Genomic DNA, 17,729 nt, shown 5'->3' on the forward strand with positions numbered 1-17,729 from the left:
GCCCCTAGGCTTCGCCCTTGAGATTGGCACCCGCAATCCACGTAAGGTGCTGCGTCCCAATCTTGACGATCCCTCTGATTTACATCATTATTAGTCGGTACCTCACAACTACGGAAAAGAGTTTCGCATGTCCCAACGGGAGCTCTGCTCTTGCTGTGGGAGAAGCGATGGCTAGGATTCGGCGAATGTTTGTCCGCCAATGATAACGAAAGACACCTCTAGTTTTCACCGCAGGGTCGACTGGAACCTGTTTCGCACTTTTCATGAAATCGTCCGTGCGGGCGGGGTGACCCGGGCAGCAGCAGAGATCACGCGTAAGCAATCGGCCGTAAGCCTCGCCCTCAAGCGGCTTGAGGATCATTTGGGCGTAAAGCTTTGCCGCCGCGGGCCGGCCGGCTTCTCTCTCACAGATGAGGGCTTGATTGTCGCCGAGACTTGCGAAGTGTTGCAAGCGATGGTCTCAGGCTTGCCAAATCGAATCGAAAAGCGGGCCGAGCAGCTGGCAGGACGCATCAATATCAAGCTTATTGGAAACATCGTCTGCGAAAGACTAGATACTGCGATAGGAAGCTTTCATGCGAGGCATCCGCAAGTTCAGATCGGCATCGACATATGTACTTGGGATGTTGTGGCCGGCTTGCTGCTGCGCGAGGTGTCAGATATCGGACTCTCGCCGGTGCGCCATTTCCGCGCCGATCTAGAATACAACTTCCTTTTTGACGAGGTCCATCGACCTTATTGTGGCAGAGGACACGCATTGTTCGGTCGGACTTTCGACCACCCTTCAGAGCTCCGCAATGAACCCTTTGTGCTGACAGGCAACGATGAACCCGATGAGCTTACCGCTTTCCGCATCGCCCATGGCCTCGGCTCTCGAATTGCCGGGCTGTCGGACTCACCAGAAGAAGCGATGCGTCTCGCAAAGCTAGGGCTTGGTATCTGCTTTCTGCCGGAGGGACTGGCGGCTAATGCCGTAGCGCAGGGACAGCTGTCGCCGCTGCTGAGTTTCGATGCCGCTCCGCACCTTAGTATCTATGTCATCACAAACCCTGCTGCCCATCGCCGTTTGGCGCGTGATCGGCTGGTACAGGAGATTCTCTCGACCGGACATTGATGCCTTGTGTCCGGCGTCAGCGCCGGTGAGCCAGAATTGGCCTTAACTGAGAGAGGAGGATTTCTGGTGCGTTCCGGCGAGCCGATTGACAGCTGTTTGTAAGCGAGCAATCTTACCACGTTCAGAAAAAGAGGGCGCGGGCACAAGAGTTGCGCGGCGCTGCTCGCTATGCGACTTGGGCGGCGCTGGCTAGAGATCAACCTCGACTGCCACACCTCTCGCGATGGCGAGGTCAACTGCGGCCGTTGCAACCGCTAGATCCTGCAGAGCTACACCTGTCCCGTCGAACAACGTAATCTCATCAGGTCGAATCCGCCCGGGCTGATCACCATTGATAACGGCCCCAATCTCGGTGAGATCTGCGGCTTCGATTAGTCCTTCCTTGATTGCGTGCTGAGCTTCTCCAATCGTCACAGCCTGCCCGATCTCGTCGGTGAAGACAGTCGCATCGGCGACCAGTTGTGACTCCACCTCCTGTTTGCCCTTGGTGTCAGTGCCCATACAGGCGAGATGCGTTCCCGGTCGCACCTGCGCCGCTTTCAGGATTGGTGCAAAGGAAGACGTTATCGTGACGATGACGTCTGCCTCCTTGCTGAGCGTATCGAGGTCGACTGGTTCAAACGGGAGGCCATGCTCGTTGGCCACCGCTTCGAGGCGGCCAAGTGCTTCCGGCGTGATGTTCCACCCAACCACCTTTACAAATGCGCGCTGTTGCAGGGCAGCCCGCAACTGGAACATCGACTGGTGACCTGCGCCGATCATTCCTAGGACCTTGGAGTCCGACCGCGAAAGGTACTTGATGGAGATCGCCGAAGCCGCCGCCGTCCTCAAGGCAGTTACCAGATTGGCGCCCACCACCGCCCGGCACTGTCCAGTATCGGCATCGAACAGCATGATAGTCGACTGATGGTTCATCAGGCCCTTGCCGGCGTTGTTAGGCCAGAAGCCGCCTGCCTTCAACCCCAGAGCCGGTCCCACCCGATCGATGCCTGACTTGACGCCGTAGATAGCATCAGCATGGCCAATGGCTTCACGGACAACCGGAAAATTGGAGGCCGATTTCTTTGCCATTGAGGCAAAGACTTTCTCCACGGCCGCAAAACAATCCGCGGCCGTGACAAGCCCGGCAATCTCTCGTTCGGGTACGATAATCATTAAACTTCATCCCTTGAAATGGCCTGGGGCTCGGACACTTGAATTGTTCAGTATGCCTTGCCGCGAGCCGAAACCGGCCACAACGTTTCCACCTTTCCGTTGCGAACGCCGACGTACCAGTCGTGGACATTGCAGGTCGGGTCGCAATGCCCGGGAACCAGCTTGAGCTTCTCGTTAATCTTGAGCACACCGTTTGGATCTTCAATCACTCCATGCTCATCCGAGCACTTGATGTATTTCACGTCGTCACGGCCGTAGACGAAGGGCAGTCCGCTATCGACTGACTGAGCCTTTAGACCGGCATCAACGACTGCGAGGTGGGACTTTGCGTGACTCATCACCGACGTCAGGATGAAAAGTGAGTTCTCCCATTCGCCCTGGTCGATTCGCTTACCGTTTTTGTCGTGAATGCGCCCGTAGTCGGCATCCATGAAGGCATAGGAACCGCACTGCAGCTCATTGTAGACCCCCGAGTTCGACTCGAAATAGTACGAACCGGTGCCACCGCCCGAAACCAGCTCCGGCCCGAGGCCAACTGCCTTCAGTCCTGCAATGGCGTCGGCGACCTGCGTGATGGCGGCGTCGAGCTTGGCTTTTCGCGCTTCATAGCTGTCCATGTGCTGCATAGCACCTTGGTATGCCTGAAGTCCCGCGAATGACAGGCCTGGCGCCGCTGCGATCGCCATTGCGATTTCGAGAACCTCTTCGGTTGTCTTTACGCCGCAACGTCCCGCGCCGCAGTCAATCTCGACGAAGCAGTCAATCTTGGTGCCATGCTTTTGCGCGGCCGAGGAGAGGTCGGCGACATTGGCGGGATCGTCGACACAGACGATGATACGGGTACCTGGCTCAGGCAGCCGCGCAAGGCGGTCGATCTTGGCGGCATCCCGCACCTGGTTCGAGACCAAGATGTCCTTGATGCCAGCGCGAGCGAAGACTTCTGCCTCCGACACCTTCTGACAGCAGACTCCAACGGCACCGCCCAGTTCCATCTGCAGTTTGAGCACATCGACGGATTTGTGCATCTTGCCGTGTGCGCGGTGACGCATGCCATGGGCCTTGGCATAGTCGCCCATCTTTCTGATGTTCCGCTCGAGGGCGTCCAGGTCCAGGATCAGACAGGGCGTCTGAATATCCGCTTCATTCATGCCCGGAAGCGCGGGCACGTCGAAACCTACTTCAAGGCCGGCAAAGTTCGTGGATGCGTTCATCTCTACTCTCCTCAGTTCCAAGGCAGCTTGTCGAGGTCGACATTGCCGCCAGTGACAATCACGCCGACGCGTTTTCCGGCAAAAACTTCCCGGTTCTTCAGGATTGTCGCCAGCGGTACGGCACTCGAAGGTTCCATGACGATCTTCAGGCGCTTCCAGATGACCTTCATGGCATCGACGATCTCCTGCTCCGAAGCGGTCTGAATGTCGGTGACGAAGTTTCGGACGAAGTGCCAGGTCAGGTCTTTGAGAGGGACCTTAAGGCCGTCGGCGACCGTATTTGGAGCGTCGTCCGCGATGATATGGCCGGCCTTGAAGCTCCTATAGGCGTCGTCCGCCTGCTCTGGTTCCGCAGCATAGATCTTCAAATGCGGCGCAAGGCTCGAAAGCGTCAGGCATGTGCCTGAAACCATCCCGCCTCCACCGATCGGTGCCACGACGGCATCCAGACCATCCACCTGCTCAATGAGTTCTGCCGAACAGGTGGCCTGCCCCGCAATCACGCGGTGGTCGTTATAGGGATGGACAAACTCTGCTCCCGTTTTTGCGACGATCTCTGAAAACACCGCTTCGCGGCTCGAGGTGGATGGTTCACACTCGACGACCGTTCCCCCATAGCCCACCACGGCGTCTTTCTTCGCCTGGGGTGCGGTGCGTGGCATTACCACCGTACAGGGAATGCCACGTCGACCGGCGGCATAGCTTAGGCAGGTTCCGTGATTGCCGCTCGAATGAGTTGCGACACCCTTGCGCGCCTGTTCCTCGGATAGGCTAAAGACGGCGTTTGAGGCGCCGCGGGCCTTGAACGCTCCGGCCTTCTGCAAGTTCTCGCACTTGAAGAAGAGTTCTGCCCCGGCGAGCTCGTTGATCATGCGGGAGGTCAATATTGGTGTGAGATGAATGTATGGGGAGATGCGCTCGCGCGCCGCGCGCATGTCGTTCAATGTCGGGAGGTACATCGTACAGGTTCCTTCACGCGGCCTTTTGCTTTTGCGAATCGATACTTTGGCGATAATACTGCTGTGCTGCGGCTACGCCCGAGCCGAGCGCGATGGGAAGACAGAGATCAACCATGACCATTTCGGCAGTGGCGATACCAGAAAGGGCCATTACATCTGTGAGGCTGCCGAGATGGCCAATGCGGAAGACCTTCCCAGCGACGTCTCCAAGTCCGGTCCCGAAGGCTACGCCGTATGCGTTCTGAGCGTGCGACACGATCTTGTTGGCATCGAAGCCGTCTGGGACGCGGATCGCGCTCACAGTGTCGGAATAGAGCTCCGGGCGAACAGCACATAGGCGCAGTCCCCACGCGGCCACAGCAGCCCTTATGCCGCTCGCGATACGGTGATGGCGGGCAAAGACGTTTTCGACACCTTCTTCCAACAGCATCTCGGTCGAGAGCTTCAGACCGTTCAAGAGCCCAACCGGCGGCGTGTATGGATAGCCGTTGTTTGCATAACCCTTGGCCATGTCGCGCAGGTCAAAGAACGTCCGGTGCAAGGTTGCGGTTTCGGCCGATGCGAGTGCTCTTGGAGAGCAAGCGACAATGGCCAGTCCGGGCGGCAGCATGAACCCCTTCTGGCTACCGGTAACGGCGATGTCCACGCGCCATTCGTCCATACGGAAGTCCATGCAGCCGATCGAGCTGACACCGTCAACAAGGAGCAGCGCTGGGTGGCCGGCCGCATCAAGAGCCCGACGGATGGCGGCAATATCAGAGCGCACGCCAGTGGCCGTCTCGTTATGGGTGGCCAGTACCGCCTTGATCTGGCGGCCTTTGTCGGCGGTCAATATCTCCTCAATCAGGTCAGCTGGGATGCCTTCGCCCCAGCTCTGCGTAACGACTGACACGTCAAGGCCGTGACGCTGACACATGTCGATCCAACGATGGCTAAACATGCCATTGCGAGTAGCGAGAACCTTGTCTCCGGCTGACAGCGTGTTCGAAATGGCAGTTTCCCAACCGCCGGTTCCCGTCGAGGGGAATGCAAAAATCTGAGCCTGCGTGGCCTTGAGGACTTTTTTCACGCCATCGAGGGCAGGGTGCAAGATCCTGCCGAATAGCGGGCTGCGGTGATCGATGGTGGGCATGTCCACGGCCTTGCGCAGGACCTCAGGAATGTTTGTCGGACCGGGAATGAAAATCGGATTCTGGCTGCTCATGCGTGGGGTCTCCTTGCTGAACAAGGCTACTAACACAGCGAGTCAAATTAGAAAATTTTTTTGAAAAAATTTTTCACTGACCTAAAGCTCCGAATTAATGTCGTAAAATCAGGCATGTAGAATTTTTCATTATACGCAATAAATTCTCATCTCTATACGTCGGGCCATCAATATCGTCGAAGAAATGGTCGCAATGCTGCAGCAAGGACTTCGAAGAGGACGCCCAAAGAGCGTTAAGGTTGTCCAGACGCCCGCAAGCATTCAGGCCTTCGATCGTGCCTAGAGCGTTCTTGAGGCCCTTGCGAGTCATGACGGGGTGACGCTCCCCGAGCTCTCGGCACTCCTCGGAGAATCAGCCTCCACGATGCACCGCGTGCTAGAGCACGTCCTGCAATCGATGAATCGATTGTGATGTGACATTAGCCTTCGCTGGTGATTCAACATCCACGTTGATGGAGGTGGATGTTGGGAAGGGCACTGAGCGAAGATCTGCGATTGCGGGTCTTGAAGGCTTCGGATGCGGGCATGTCGGCCCGGCAGGCTGCAGCGCGGTTTGGCATGGGAGTATCGAGCGCGATCCTTTGGATTGCGCGGGCGAAGATCGGCGAATTGGCGCCGCGGCCGCAAGGGCGCCGACGCGTGTCCAGCCTTCCCGAACGAGACGACGCCATCGTCCGGCTCGTCGGGGCGCTGCTGCTCGACCAGAACGACGAGTGGGCCGTCCAGCGCCCGCTACATGGCGCTGGAAAGCGTCGGCCAAGTGAGCGATGATCCCCTGATCAGCCTGCCAGCCGTGGCGCGCTGATCAGCCCGGCCCATGCCGGAAAGCTCGGCGACCAATGCCGTCAGCTACACCATTCCGTGGGACACCATCGTCGAAAGAATTAACAGTAACAATGTTTGTTATGTGACATCTGGGGGTTTATGTCGGGCAACAATGCTTCGAATAATGCAGAGAGCCGCAGAATTCGGCAACATCGGACCAGAGGCGCAGAGAGGCGCAGAGAGGGGAATTTATCGTATGATTGGAGAAAAAACCACTGAAGTGCGCGAATTTTGGCACAAGCAACGAGCCGCACTTGGAATCGAAACAAAACTATATCATGCGAGCACATTCGCCGATATACGATTTGCACCCTATCACGATGAGCTTTTGGAGTTGGTTTCGGCAGGAAAGAAGCGGGCAACAGCGCATCTACAACTTGATTTCGAGCGCAATCACATCAGCCGTCGCAATGTCGGTGATTATTGGATTATCCTCGATTCAGCGTCTAAACCTTGTTTTTTGATTCGTATCACCGATGTTGATGTAAGGCCCTTCAATGAGGTCGAACAGTCATTTGCCGAACGGGAGGGCGAGGGCGACAGCAGCGTGGCCTACTGGGCGGAAGTCCACAAAGAATACTTCGAACAACAATGTGCTGAATGGGGCATTCCTTGGTCTGAAGATCGACTCATTGTATGCGAAGGATTTGAAGTACTTACCTCGGCTCCCCGCGATTTCTTGCTCTAAATCTGAACCTGGCCACCATCGAGAGCGAATAGAGATCGCGACAGATTAAGCTGCGGCTCGAGAGGGGGAGGCTGCTGACCCGAAGCCTCCTTCACCGCCTTTCACGTCGCTAGCCAGACTCGCTGGCAATCCTTCAAGAAAGCAGCCATTCATCTTGGCTTGTGCTGTAGCGGTTTAGCTCGCTACTTTCACCGCAGCAGCGCTTATGTATCTGGCTAAAGTATGGTTCGAAGCGACGATTAAGTTCTTCAACGCCTTTGTGATGCTCGCTAAAGGCAGCGTATCGTTCACGCAGCTCATTTAGCAGTGCCGCTTCGTTTACCTTGGTTATTACGCCGCCATCAACTACCACTTCGCCGTTTACGAAGACCTTGTCCACAGAGGAGCCGTTCTCGCAGTAGACAACGTGATTCAGAAGATCGTTCTGCGGAGTAAAGTTGATCGTGTCCAGGTCAAAGAGCACAAGGTCGGCTCGCTTGCCGATCTCAACCGAACCTATCTCATTGTCGAGCTGAACACTGCGCGCGCCCCCCATTGTAGCGGCATAAATAATTTCTGACGCAGAGGGCCATTTGCCATATTCAGGGGTGGTAACCTTATGTAACAGCCCTGCGACCCGCATTACGTCGAGCATTCGGCTCGTATCGTTGCTCGAAATCCCGTCCGATCCTAGCGCTACGTTTACACCGGCATCTAGGAGCTTACGGAATGGAGCAATGCCCGCGCCAAGTTTCTGGTTGGATACTGGGTTATGCGCGACCGACGAGCCACGAGCGGCCATACGGGCAATGTCGTCATCGGTTACCCAGATCGAATGGGCAAGCGTCGAGATATCTGTCAGCACCCCGAGGTCGTCGAGGTACTGCACGAGCGTCCGACCGTAGAATTTCCTGCCGCTAACCTCCTGTACCTTGGTCTCCAAAACATGGATGTGATAAGCGCTCTTGATCTCCCGGGCGAAATCATGCGTGGCCTTCAGCATCTCTTTTGTGCAACGCTGTGGTCCGGAAGGCGCTACCAGATAGTGTAGGCGGTCGGCGCGATTTTCATGCTTATTGACCACCGCTCGCGCGAAATGAAGATAATCTTCGACGGTAGGCAGCTTTATGCTGGCGGTTTCTGCAATTAGACCGGCCGGCAGGTATTCGTGCGTGTAGGGTATGGTATCGACAAACGGTCGATCTATCACGTGTCCCGATACATTGGCCCGTATACCGACATCGTGGTATGCATCAAACACGGCGTCGATGGCATCCATGCCCTGTACGGGTAGTTCGATAATGTCGTCGACAAGGCACGTAACGCCGTTCTTGAGCGACTCCAGCCCAACGATCATCGACCGCAGGTAGATTAATCGCGGATCGAGTGCTTTGGCCCCCAAAATAGGATAGGAATAGAGCATCCAAATTTCGAGGGGTAGGTTATCGTATCTGCCTTTGAACAACGCTTCCCAAGAATGGACGTGGGCATTGACGAGACCCGGCATGACAAGCCGATTTCGACCGTCGATTTTTAGAGCACCATCCGGCGTTGGAATCGGATGACCAACATGAGCTATGCGGGAACCCTTGATGAGAATGTCACCCTTAAACGGGTGGGTGCCGTGTGCGGCATCGACAGCAATAATATTCGTGTTAGATATGTGGAAGTCCATGTTGGTCTCCGCATGCATTTTTTCATCTGTCAGGAACAGTCACAATCTTCAGGATGACACAATGTGGCCGGATTCAGCTCGCCAAGACACCCAGATAGTTGTTCCAGGCTCTAGTTTGAGGTGGTCGAGTTCGTCGTGGCTCTTTTGGACTTTTACTTCGATCCCATCTGCGCCCTCAAGATAGACTACTGCAGTCGCGCCGACGAATTCTTCTCCTATAATCGAAGCCTGCATACCGTTGACATCGGCTGACGGTGGTTCATTGCTTAGCTTGATGTAGTCGCTCGACACCACAAACGTTGCCCTGTCGCCCTTGGCAAGCGGCTTGGCGGCGTTGGGCGGGACAATGAACTCGCCTGCAGGCGTTGCAATCTTCACCGACTGGCCGTTGGCGTAGGACACGTTGCCGGCAAAGATGTTCGACGAGCCGAGGAACTCGGCCACGAACTTGGTTCGCGGTGCGCGATAAATCTCCTGCGGATTGCCGATCTGCTCGATCCGGCCACGGCTCATGATGACGACGCGATCGGCCATCGAGAAGGCCTCCGACTGGCTGTGCGTGACATAGACAAAGGTGATGCCGAGTTCGCGCTGCAGGTTCGAAAGCACCGTCTGCATGCGCACCTTGAGATGAGCGTCCAGCGCCGATAGCGGTTCGTCGAGAAGGAGGATTTCCGGTTCTGTCACCAACGAGCGCGCCAGGGCCACGCGTTGGCGCTGGCCGCCGGACAGATGGGCAACGTTGCGATCGGCGAACTCGGTGATCTGCATGCGTTCCAGCCACTTGTCGACGCGCTGGCGCCGTTCGGTCTTTTCCACGCCGCGCATGCGCAGGCTGAACTCGATATTTTCTCGAACCGTCAGGAAGGGGAAAAGGGCTAAGCTCTGCCACACCATCGGCGTGTCGCGACGCCAAGTCGGCAGATCGTTGAGGCGTTTTCCAGCGAGACGGATTTCGCCTTCGCTCGGCGCATCCAGCCCTGCCAGCATGCGCAGCGTCGTGGTCTTGCCACAGCCGCTGGAGCCCATGATGGCGAGGAACTCGCCCTTGCGGATTTCGAAGTTCATCTTTTCGACTGCGACGAAACTACCGAAGCGTTTGACGACGCCGTCGAAGACGACGAGAGCCTTGTCGGTCATGATAGCGGTACTCCGGCTATTTCCGCGGACGCTTTGGGCGGACCGCTTCGTTTCATGAGAAGGATCTGGGCAAGCACCACCAGCGTCATCGAAACGATGAAGACGAAGGTGCCAATGACGTTGATGCGTGGGCTGACCTGGCCTTGCAGGAAGCCCAGCACCTTGACCGGCAAGGTCTCGTTCAATCCAGAGACGAACCAGGCCACTGCAAACTCATCGAACGAGACTGCCATCGTCAGGAACAGGGCAGCGAAGATTGCCGGCTTGCAGAAGGGGATGATGACATGACGCATCGCCTTCCATTCACTCGCACCGAGATTCCAGGCCGCCGCCTCCAGCGAGGGATCCATTTGCGACAGGCGCAGCCGCACGATCGCCATGGCGAAGGGCGCGCACAAGACCACATGGGCGATGATGACAGAATGGATGGCGCCCGACAGGTTGATGTTCGACAGGAAGGCGAGCATCGCCAGGCCGAGGATGACGACCGGGATCGTGGGTGGCAGAAGGGCCAGCGCGACATAGAAGGTCTTGCCGAAGAACTTGTAGCGGAAGTCGGTATAGGCAGCACCAAAGCCGATCACTGTCGCCAGCACCGATACGATCACACCGGCGACCATCGTGTTGCGCAAGCCTTCCCAGACCAGCGGGTCGGCAGCGACCGTCTCGTACCAGATGGTCGAGAACCCGCCGAGCGGAAGCGAGGGGAACCGGTCGACATTGAACGAGAAGACGAAGCTCGCGGCGATTGGCGCGAAGATAAAGGCGAAGGCCAGCAGGATGTAGAGTTTCAGCGCCCAGTCGATCAGCCAGTTGCGATTGAAGTCGTTCATCGTCCGCGCTCCTTGTAGGCGTAGCCCACCGCGGCGAAAGCGACGGCTAGCAGCGTTGCGATCATGGTCAGCGCGATCACCGCCGCGCGCGGCCATTGCTGGCCCGACTTGGTGGTGTCGGTGATCAGGATGGACAGTGTCGGCGGGTCGCCTCCGCCGAGATAGAGCGGACTGACGAAATCGCCGAACGTCAGGATGAAGCAAAACAGCGCCGCGATCACCAGGCCAACCTTGGCTGCCGGCACGATTACCTCGAAGACCGTGCGCAACCGGCCGCAGCGCAGGTTGTGCGCGGCCTCGATAAGGTTTTTGTCGACGAAGATCAGACTGAACAGCTGCAGCAAAACGACAAGCGGAAAGCTCAGCGTCAGATACCCGACCATCGTGCCGAACACCGAGTTGAGCATGCCGAACGGTCCGAGCCCGATCTTGGCGAATAGTGCGTTGATCATGCCGTTGTCGGAGAGGAATATCTGCCAGGAATAGACGCGCACCAGATAGCTGGTGAAGAAGGGGATGACCATCAGGAAGATGGCCCAGCGGCGCGCGGTTTCGGTGAGCTTGAATGCGATGCCGTAGGCGCAGGGGAAAGCCAGCGCGCTGGTGATGACGGCCGCAGCGGTGGCAAGCGCAAAGGTGCGCAGATAGGCGTCCCAGAAGACACCGCGACCGAGCATCCTGACCCAGTTGACGGTGTCAAAGTCCGGTTCCATGCGGAAATTCTTGACCGTCCAGAAGCTGAGTGCGATCAGGAACAACAGCGGCGCAAGGAAAAACATCACCTGCCAGATCAGCATCGGCAGTGATAATGTCAGTCCGTAAAGTGTAATTGATTTACGCATCGCGGCGATTCCAACCTGAAGACACGACTGCACGGCTGCGTGCAGGATTGCCGGAATGAATGGGCGGGCGCAGCGGCCCGCCCAACGAACATTAGCTTTTCAGTCGAGCCTAGCGCGCCATCCATCCATCGAACGACAACAACGGACGGCGCTGGATTTCCAAAGGCGCATATCGCTAGTTCAGATGGAAAGCACTAGGAACCCTTGTATTCGGACCAGAAGTCGTTCCAGTCCTCAAGGCTCTGCTGCACCGGCAATTGCCGGAATTTGATGCGCCCGTTACGGATCAGGTCCATGATATTGCTCTCATTGAGCAACATGCCCTGGCGTTTGGCTTCCGCCGGAAAATCCTCCGCTAGCAATTCCCAACCCTTCTTGTTCGGAACCATCGCGGGATAGGCCGCCATATTGACCGACTTCACCTGCCCCTTGGCCGAAGTGATGTACTGGATCCACTTCTTCGCGAGGTCGGCCTTTGTCGAGCCCTTGCCGATACAGAAGGACTCAGTCCACTGCAGGCCGCCCTCCTCCGGAATCACGGTGCGTACCTTCGCACCATTCTTTGCTAGAACACCAGTGATCCAGTCGCCGATACCGGCCATCGCCAGCACCTGGCCGTTCTGCAGCGACGAAAACGTCCCGCCAAAATCGAAGAAGCCACCGATCTGCGGGCGCAGCGACATGGTCTTTTCTTGCAGCTTGCCCCAGGCCGCTTCGTCGATGTCGTATGGCGCGGCATTGCCGTTGAGCAGGCTGATCTGGCCGAGGTTCGGATGATGCCAGTCGAAATGGCCGACCTTGCCTTTCAGCTTTTCGGCCCAATAGACGTTGTAGGTCGACGCCTCCTTCTCGGTTATCGCATCGGTGTTGTACGCAACGCCGAGGAAGCCAAAGCGCGTGATAACCGAATAAAGATCGTTACCTTGCCAGTGCCCGGGAAAATGTTGGAATTCGGGGAAAAAGTCGTCAAACGGATAGTCTACCGGGTCGAGTTTCTCAATGTAACCCGCAGCGTTGAGCTGCTGCACATACTCGGCATCCGAAAGAATCACGTCGAAGGTTCCTGGAGGCGACTGGGAGATCAGCCCAAGCATGTTGTCGCCGCCGGTATAGTATTTCGGCTTGAACTTGACGTTGTTTTCCGCCTCGAACTCAGCGACGACATCGGGTTCAGCATGGCCGCTCCAGGCAAGTATGTTTAGTTCGACCGGTTGCGCAAACGCCAGACGGTTGAGGAACGGCATTGCAAGAACGCCTCCGCCCAATACGCTGGCACCCTTCAGAAGCTCGCGACGGTTTGGCTTCGGTTGCAGAGAATCGTCATGCATCGTTTTCATATTCCCCTATTTTTTCTTTATATTCATCTGGTCTACTGATCGACTACGGGTAGCAAATCATGTGCACTAATGGCCCTGCTCGCTGCAGCCATCGTGAACCGATTGGTCCAGGTATCTTCCGGAGGTTGGGGCAGCACATAAACCCCCGAATTCTGAATTCTCATCATTGTTCCTGTTAATGCCTCTGTTGATCCAGACACACCGGAAATCATAAGTCGCCATGGGAACGTCGGGATCAGGCTGGCTTGAAGGCGGATTTGATGGCCTCGCGCGGGGAAATATAACCCAGCATGCCGACGGGCTGATCGAGGGTTTCGCGATACTGCTTGTCTTAAAACTCATGAACGACTTTTGTGGCGATCTCGGGCGACAACTCCGGACCAGCCGTATACTCCTCACGGACGGGCTTGCTCGCGGTGCGGATTTCGGTGAGTGGCCTTCCAACCAGATCATTCAGCGCGCCCTGAATCAGCGCCGTTCCTTTTTCGGCTCGGGCGGAGGAATTTGTCGAAAGATGCAAAGTACGACCCTTCATTTCAACATTTCCGAGAACCCGCGCGCCGTCCTCCATTGTGGTGTCCCATCCGAGGTTTCTGGATTTGCCGTTGCTCCCTCCCTTCGGGACATCGCCAAGCCAGTTCCAGAATTTCGCGTTCTCCTGTCGCAGCGCCGGGACTGTCTTCAGATGGGCGGTGATTTCTTTCTGGGTGATCCCGGATGCCAACGGAAAGCGGACATCGTGGAAGACGATTGCGTCACCGTCGCCATTCTCGAAGGTGGTCTTCTCCATCCGCATCGTCCGGTCCAGGGTGTCGAACAGCCATGAGAGGGTAAATACCGGCGCGGCCTGTTGAAGTTCTTCGTTTGTTGGTACGGGCAGTTTTTTGGACCGACCCTTGCCAAAGATCGCCCGCAAACCATCGAACAGCGCGTCGGAAGCTTCCGGCGTGAACGGTAGCAATCCTCCGCCCACGATGTTCTTGCCCGCAACGGGAACGATTCTAGCCGCAACCCTGCCCAAGGCTGCAATGTCTTCGTGGCAGTGCCCTCGCTGGCCAGGACAGGATCTCCACCGCGGATGAGATCGCGAGCCATCAGGGATTTGCCCGACACGATGTCGCTGACTTCGTAGAGGCTCATGACCGACGTCCGGAGCGCCTTCATATAAGCCTTCGCCTGGGCGCCTTCCTTCCAACCGCGCCACTTCAGATACTCGTCGACGATATTGCCGCCCTCCTCGTCGAAATCCTAAGTGAGGAAATCCTCGAAGGCGCAGCCCCAAAGCGTCATTGCCCAATGATCGCCGAGCATCTCGGCCAGATCATCAAACTCCATGTCGCCGGTCGTCGAGTGCATCTTCGGGAGAGCAAATTCATCAGACCCTTGAGGTCATGGCTGTTGGGCATGGCCTTTTCCCACTTTCCGTCTGTGCTCGGCGATAATTCTCGATACCGTCGGCTGGCTGACTTCGTAGAGCCGCGTCATTTCAGCGGCTGACTTGCGTCCGGACAAGACGCTCTCGGCAATTTCCAGCCGTTTCTTTGGATTGAGTTTTGCGGCGGCCGCCGATCCTGCCCTCGGATCGCGCCAAGGCCAACCGGGCGGGGGTGCGTTCGCGGATCATCTCGGCCATCGCCTGTTCTCAAGATTGCGCTTCAACAGTCGCAATCCTTCAAAACAGTAGCCTCATCGCAAACCCTCGCACCAAATGCCGCGTCAGCGGCTTCGTTCAATCCGCAACGGATTCAGTCAAGCAATGAACCGCTCTTGGAGACCAAGCAGAAAGCACCGAGGAGGAAAAATAGAAGCGGAAGCATGGAGTTAACTCCCGAATACCGCTTGACTAGTCGCCCCATACGCGCATTGCTGGTGACGTAAAAACCGCCAAATGCCTCGCACTATATGGGGGGCGAACGACGGCCCAAAGAATTCTCCGCCCGCCCGAGTGCGGGCTCCGGTCAGTACAGGCACCGAGTGGTTCGATGCCGCAAACTGACGGAGAACGATCATGGCCTTCACCCTCTCAAATGCCTCCAATCGGGCCGCCGCGGTCCATGCAGCATTTGCCGACACCGAACCCAACGAAACGACTGTGCAGGACAACGTCACTGCCGCACCGGTGACCGACGCCAAGCCGAGGCGCAAACAGGCAAAGGCCAGCGGCAAGATCGCTACGCTGGCTAATGATGCCAAAAGCAAGCACAAAAAGGAGCGGCCGGCCGAGACCAAGTCAGACATCGTGCTGAAGAAGCTCTGCCTGGCCAAGGGGGCGACCATGGAGACGCTGATGGAGGTGACTGGTTGGCAAGCTCATTCAGTGCGCGGCTTTCTCTCCGGCACAGTGAAGAAAAAGCTCGGCCTGACCTTGCTCAGTGAAGCGGGCAAAGATGGCGTTCGTCGCTATCGGATCGATGACACAACGGTCGCATGCTGATCGCCATGCGGATCGACGCAAAACTGGAGAAAGAGATCGCCGACCTTGGCGGTCTCCCCCGCGAGGAGCTCGCTGTCAGATGGGACAAGCAACACGGGTGCCCACCGCCCTTAGGCGTGCGCCGTGAACTCCTGATCCGCTCGGCAGCCTGGCATCTGCAAGCTAAATGGCTAGGTGGATTGTCTGCCGATACGAGGCGACGGCTGAAGGATGCTGTCCGCCGGGCTGATGGCAGGATGACTCAACAGCAATCGCAACTCGCAAAAGCCACACAGCCACCCGCGACATCCTCCGGAAACATGTATCGCGCAAGTGGAGACGTGGCATGCCTTGACGGCGTTTCTCCGCTCGGGTCTCCACAATCTACTGACGGATCAGCAGCGGACTTAACTCTACACCGATCTTCGCTCCCATCTCCGCCTCCACCCCGTCGCTCACCCGCTGCGGGCGCCCGTCTGCTGCGGGACTGGAACGGTCGGACCCATGTGGTCGATGTGACCAAAGAGGGATTTGTCTATGAGGGCCGACACCATCGTTCCCTGTCTTCCATCGCCCGCGAGATCACGGGGGCGCATTGGTCCGGCCCGAGGTTCTTCGGACTATGAGCGGCAGGCAAACTCTCCGTTGTGCGATCTACACGCGCAAGTCGTCCGAGGAAGGGCTCGACCAGGAGTTCAACTCGCTTGATGCCCAGCGTGAGGCCTGTGCTGCCTTCATCGCCTCACAGGTGGGCCTGGGCTGGAAACTCGTGGCCAACCAGTATGACGACGGCGGCATCTCTGGCGGCACCATGGAGCGACCTGCGCTGCAGCGGCTGCTGCAGGATATTCGCGACCGCAAGGTCGATGTGGTGGTCGTTTACAAGATCGACCGTCTGACCCGCTCGCTGATGGACTTTTCCAAGATTGTCGAGGTCTTTGACGCCAGCAACGTCTCCTTCGTGTCGGTTACTCAGCAGTTCAACACCACCACCTCGATGGGACGGTTGACGCTCAACGTGCTTTTGTCCTTCGCCCAGTTCGAACGTGAGGTCACTGCCGAGCGTATCCGCGACAAGATCGCAGCTTCCAAGAAGAAGGGCATGTGGATGGGTGGGCATGTGCCGCTCGGCTATCAGGTCGTGGACCGAAAGCTGCTCATCCATGACGCCGAAGCGGAGACCGTCCGCCATCTGTTCAAGCGTTACCTTGAAGTTAGATCCGTCCTGCTTCTCTCCGAGGAAATCAATAGCCAGATAGCGCGTGATTGCCGCGGAACCGACGACCAGCCGCTGCCGCGCCAGAGCCGCCGCTTTACCCGCGGCAAGCTGTATTACCTGCTCTCCAACCAAGTCTTTATCGGCAAGCTCCGGCACCACCAGCGATACTTCGACGGTGAGCACAAGCCAATCATCGATTGCCAGACGTTCGCGGATGTCCAAAGCCTGCTCGTCAATCAGGCACAACGCAGAAGAGGCACCAGTGACACCGCTGACACCCATCTGCTCACCGGCATCCTGTTTGATGAGGCGGGGGATCGGCTAAGCCCGACCCATGCCACCAAAGGCGGCAAACGCTATCGTTACTACATCTCCAACCGGCTCAAGGTTGCCCGCTCAAAAGACGATGGCGGATGGCGCGTCCCGGCCACCGAGATCGAGCGTCTGGTCGATGCTGAGTTCAAGGCCCTGCTTGCCGATGAAGCAACCATCACCGACTGGGTTTGTAGCATCAGATCGCCTGCAAATGTCATGCCCGTCCTCAGCGTGGCACGACAATTGTGTGGTGACGCCGCAGATCGGCTGCAGCTGCGCATCGGGTTGCTCTCGACCGCCTTTGCACGGATTGTGCTTTCCTCAGAATCCATATCCTTCGAGGTCAAGCCAGCGACACTCATCGATCAGCTGCTACAACCGGGTGGGATCGAACATTGCGCCAAAGAACAACCAATCGGCAGCGGAGCACAATCCGATGGGGCAACCATCACAATCCATCGACAGCTCACTATCAAGCGCCGAGGCGTCGAGGCGCGTCTTGTGATTGAGGGTGCCTCCCGCCACGATCGCGAACCGGATCAGACGCTGGTCGATCTGATCGCTCGTGCCCATTTCTATCTTGAGCGCCTTACCAGTGGTGGCGCAGACAGCATCGCCGAACTTGCCGGAAAGATCGGTGTGCATCGGGCGGACATCAGCCGCCTGTTGCCGCTTGCCTTCCTGTCACCATCCATTCTCGATGCCATTCTCTCCGGACGCCAGCCAGCCAATCTCAGCGCCCGAGCTCTGACTCGGCTGGTTGACATACCACCGGCTTGGTCGGATCAGGCGCACGCCCTCGGCATCCAATGATCCTTAG

15 protein-coding genes and 3 pseudogenes are annotated in these 17,729 nt (G+C 57.3%); 8 read left to right on the top strand and 10 right to left on the bottom strand.

The window, feature by feature from the left end:
• The first annotated feature begins 199 nt into the window (after positions 1–199).
• Complete coding sequence (locus CO731_RS03755; protein WP_108606008.1) at positions 200–1,114, top strand: LysR family transcriptional regulator; 915 nt, start codon at positions 200–202, stop codon at positions 1,112–1,114.
• A gap of 189 nt (positions 1,115–1,303) precedes the next feature.
• On the opposite strand, the gene bhcD is transcribed toward CO731_RS03755, so the two are convergent.
• Genes bhcD through bhcA form a run of 4 tightly spaced genes read right to left on the bottom strand, consistent with a single transcriptional unit; the run spans position 1,304 to position 5,643 of the window.
• Complete coding sequence (gene bhcD / locus CO731_RS03760) at positions 1,304–2,269, bottom strand: iminosuccinate reductase BhcD (protein ID WP_108606009.1); 966 nt, start codon at positions 2,267–2,269, stop codon at positions 1,304–1,306.
• 47 nt (positions 2,270–2,316) lie between these two features.
• Positions 2,317–3,480, bottom strand: coding sequence for a 3-hydroxy-D-aspartate aldolase BhcC (gene bhcC, locus CO731_RS03765; protein WP_108606010.1), 1,164 nt, complete (start codon positions 3,478–3,480; stop codon positions 2,317–2,319).
• 11 nt (positions 3,481–3,491) lie between these two features.
• Positions 3,492–4,439: a beta-hydroxyaspartate dehydratase BhcB gene (gene bhcB, locus CO731_RS03770; RefSeq protein ID WP_108606011.1), complete on the bottom strand. Its 948-nt coding sequence runs from the start codon at positions 4,437–4,439 to the stop codon at positions 3,492–3,494.
• Between the two features lie 13 nt (positions 4,440–4,452).
• Entirely contained in the window at positions 4,453–5,643 is a 1,191-nt protein-coding gene (bhcA, locus tag CO731_RS03775; RefSeq protein WP_108609609.1) for an L-aspartate--glyoxylate aminotransferase BhcA, read from the bottom strand.
• Positions 5,644–5,941: 298 nt separating this feature from the next.
• Between bhcA and CO731_RS29220 the strand changes: the two are divergent.
• The 4 genes and pseudogenes from CO731_RS29220 to CO731_RS03790 all read left to right on the top strand — a co-directional run.
• Positions 5,942–6,055 (top strand): annotated as a pseudogene (locus CO731_RS29220) (hypothetical protein); the annotation flags it as partial.
• A gap of 53 nt (positions 6,056–6,108) precedes the next feature.
• A pseudogene (locus tag CO731_RS28965) lies at positions 6,109–6,327 on the top strand (helix-turn-helix domain-containing protein); the annotation flags it as partial.
• Positions 6,304–6,448: pseudogene (locus CO731_RS28970) on the top strand (IS256 family transposase); the annotation flags it as partial. The pseudogenes CO731_RS28965 and CO731_RS28970, both read left to right, overlap by 24 nt.
• A 12-nt stretch (positions 6,449–6,460) precedes the next feature.
• Positions 6,461–7,156, top strand: a complete 696-nt coding sequence (locus CO731_RS03790; protein WP_108606012.1) for an ASCH domain-containing protein — start codon at positions 6,461–6,463, stop codon at positions 7,154–7,156.
• A gap of 133 nt (positions 7,157–7,289) precedes the next feature.
• Here the strand turns inward: CO731_RS03790 and CO731_RS03795 are convergent, their stop codons facing one another.
• The 6 genes from CO731_RS03795 to CO731_RS29225 all read right to left on the bottom strand — a co-directional run bounded on the left by CO731_RS03795 (position 7,290) and on the right by CO731_RS29225 (position 13,983).
• The gene (locus tag CO731_RS03795) at positions 7,290–8,810 is read right to left on the bottom strand and encodes an amidohydrolase (protein WP_108609610.1); all 1,521 of its coding nucleotides are present in this window, start codon (positions 8,808–8,810) and stop codon (positions 7,290–7,292) included.
• A 48-nt stretch (positions 8,811–8,858) separates the two neighbouring features.
• On the bottom strand, positions 8,859–9,950 hold the full coding sequence (locus CO731_RS03800) for an ABC transporter ATP-binding protein (protein WP_108606013.1): 1,092 nt from the start codon (positions 9,948–9,950) through the stop codon (positions 8,859–8,861).
• Positions 9,947–10,783 (bottom strand): ABC transporter permease, encoded by an 837-nt coding sequence (locus tag CO731_RS03805; RefSeq protein ID WP_108605996.1) that lies wholly within the window; start codon positions 10,781–10,783, stop codon positions 9,947–9,949. Before CO731_RS03805 ends, CO731_RS03800 begins: the two co-directional genes overlap by 4 nt.
• Complete coding sequence (locus tag CO731_RS03810) at positions 10,780–11,625, bottom strand: ABC transporter permease (protein WP_108605997.1); 846 nt, start codon at positions 11,623–11,625, stop codon at positions 10,780–10,782. Before CO731_RS03810 ends, CO731_RS03805 begins: the two co-directional genes overlap by 4 nt.
• Positions 11,626–11,819: 194 nt before the next feature.
• Positions 11,820–12,953, bottom strand: a complete 1,134-nt coding sequence (locus CO731_RS03815) for a spermidine/putrescine ABC transporter substrate-binding protein (protein ID WP_108609611.1) — start codon at positions 12,951–12,953, stop codon at positions 11,820–11,822.
• Between the two features lie 340 nt (positions 12,954–13,293).
• Positions 13,294–13,983: a hypothetical protein gene (locus CO731_RS29225; RefSeq protein ID WP_245439613.1), complete on the bottom strand. Its 690-nt coding sequence runs from the start codon at positions 13,981–13,983 to the stop codon at positions 13,294–13,296.
• 987 nt (positions 13,984–14,970) lie between these two features.
• Between CO731_RS29225 and CO731_RS03830 the strand changes: the two genes are divergently transcribed.
• The 3 genes from CO731_RS03830 to CO731_RS03840 are packed head-to-tail and all read left to right on the top strand — an operon-like array spanning position 14,971 to position 17,722.
• A complete protein-coding gene (locus CO731_RS03830; RefSeq protein WP_108606014.1) occupies positions 14,971–15,396 on the top strand; it encodes a DUF3489 domain-containing protein in 426 nt (141 codons plus the stop codon).
• A 5-nt stretch (positions 15,397–15,401) separates the two neighbouring features.
• A complete protein-coding gene (locus CO731_RS03835) occupies positions 15,402–16,001 on the top strand; it encodes a DUF2924 domain-containing protein (RefSeq protein WP_108609612.1) in 600 nt (199 codons plus the stop codon).
• A complete protein-coding gene (locus tag CO731_RS03840) occupies positions 15,998–17,722 on the top strand; it encodes a recombinase family protein (RefSeq protein ID WP_108606015.1) in 1,725 nt (574 codons plus the stop codon). Before CO731_RS03835 ends, CO731_RS03840 begins: the two co-directional genes overlap by 4 nt.
• Positions 17,723–17,729: the final 7 nt, after the last annotated feature.

The organism is Aminobacter sp. MSH1 (genome assembly GCF_003071665.1).
GTDB classification, from domain to species: Bacteria; Pseudomonadota; Alphaproteobacteria; order Rhizobiales; family Rhizobiaceae; genus Aminobacter; species Aminobacter niigataensis.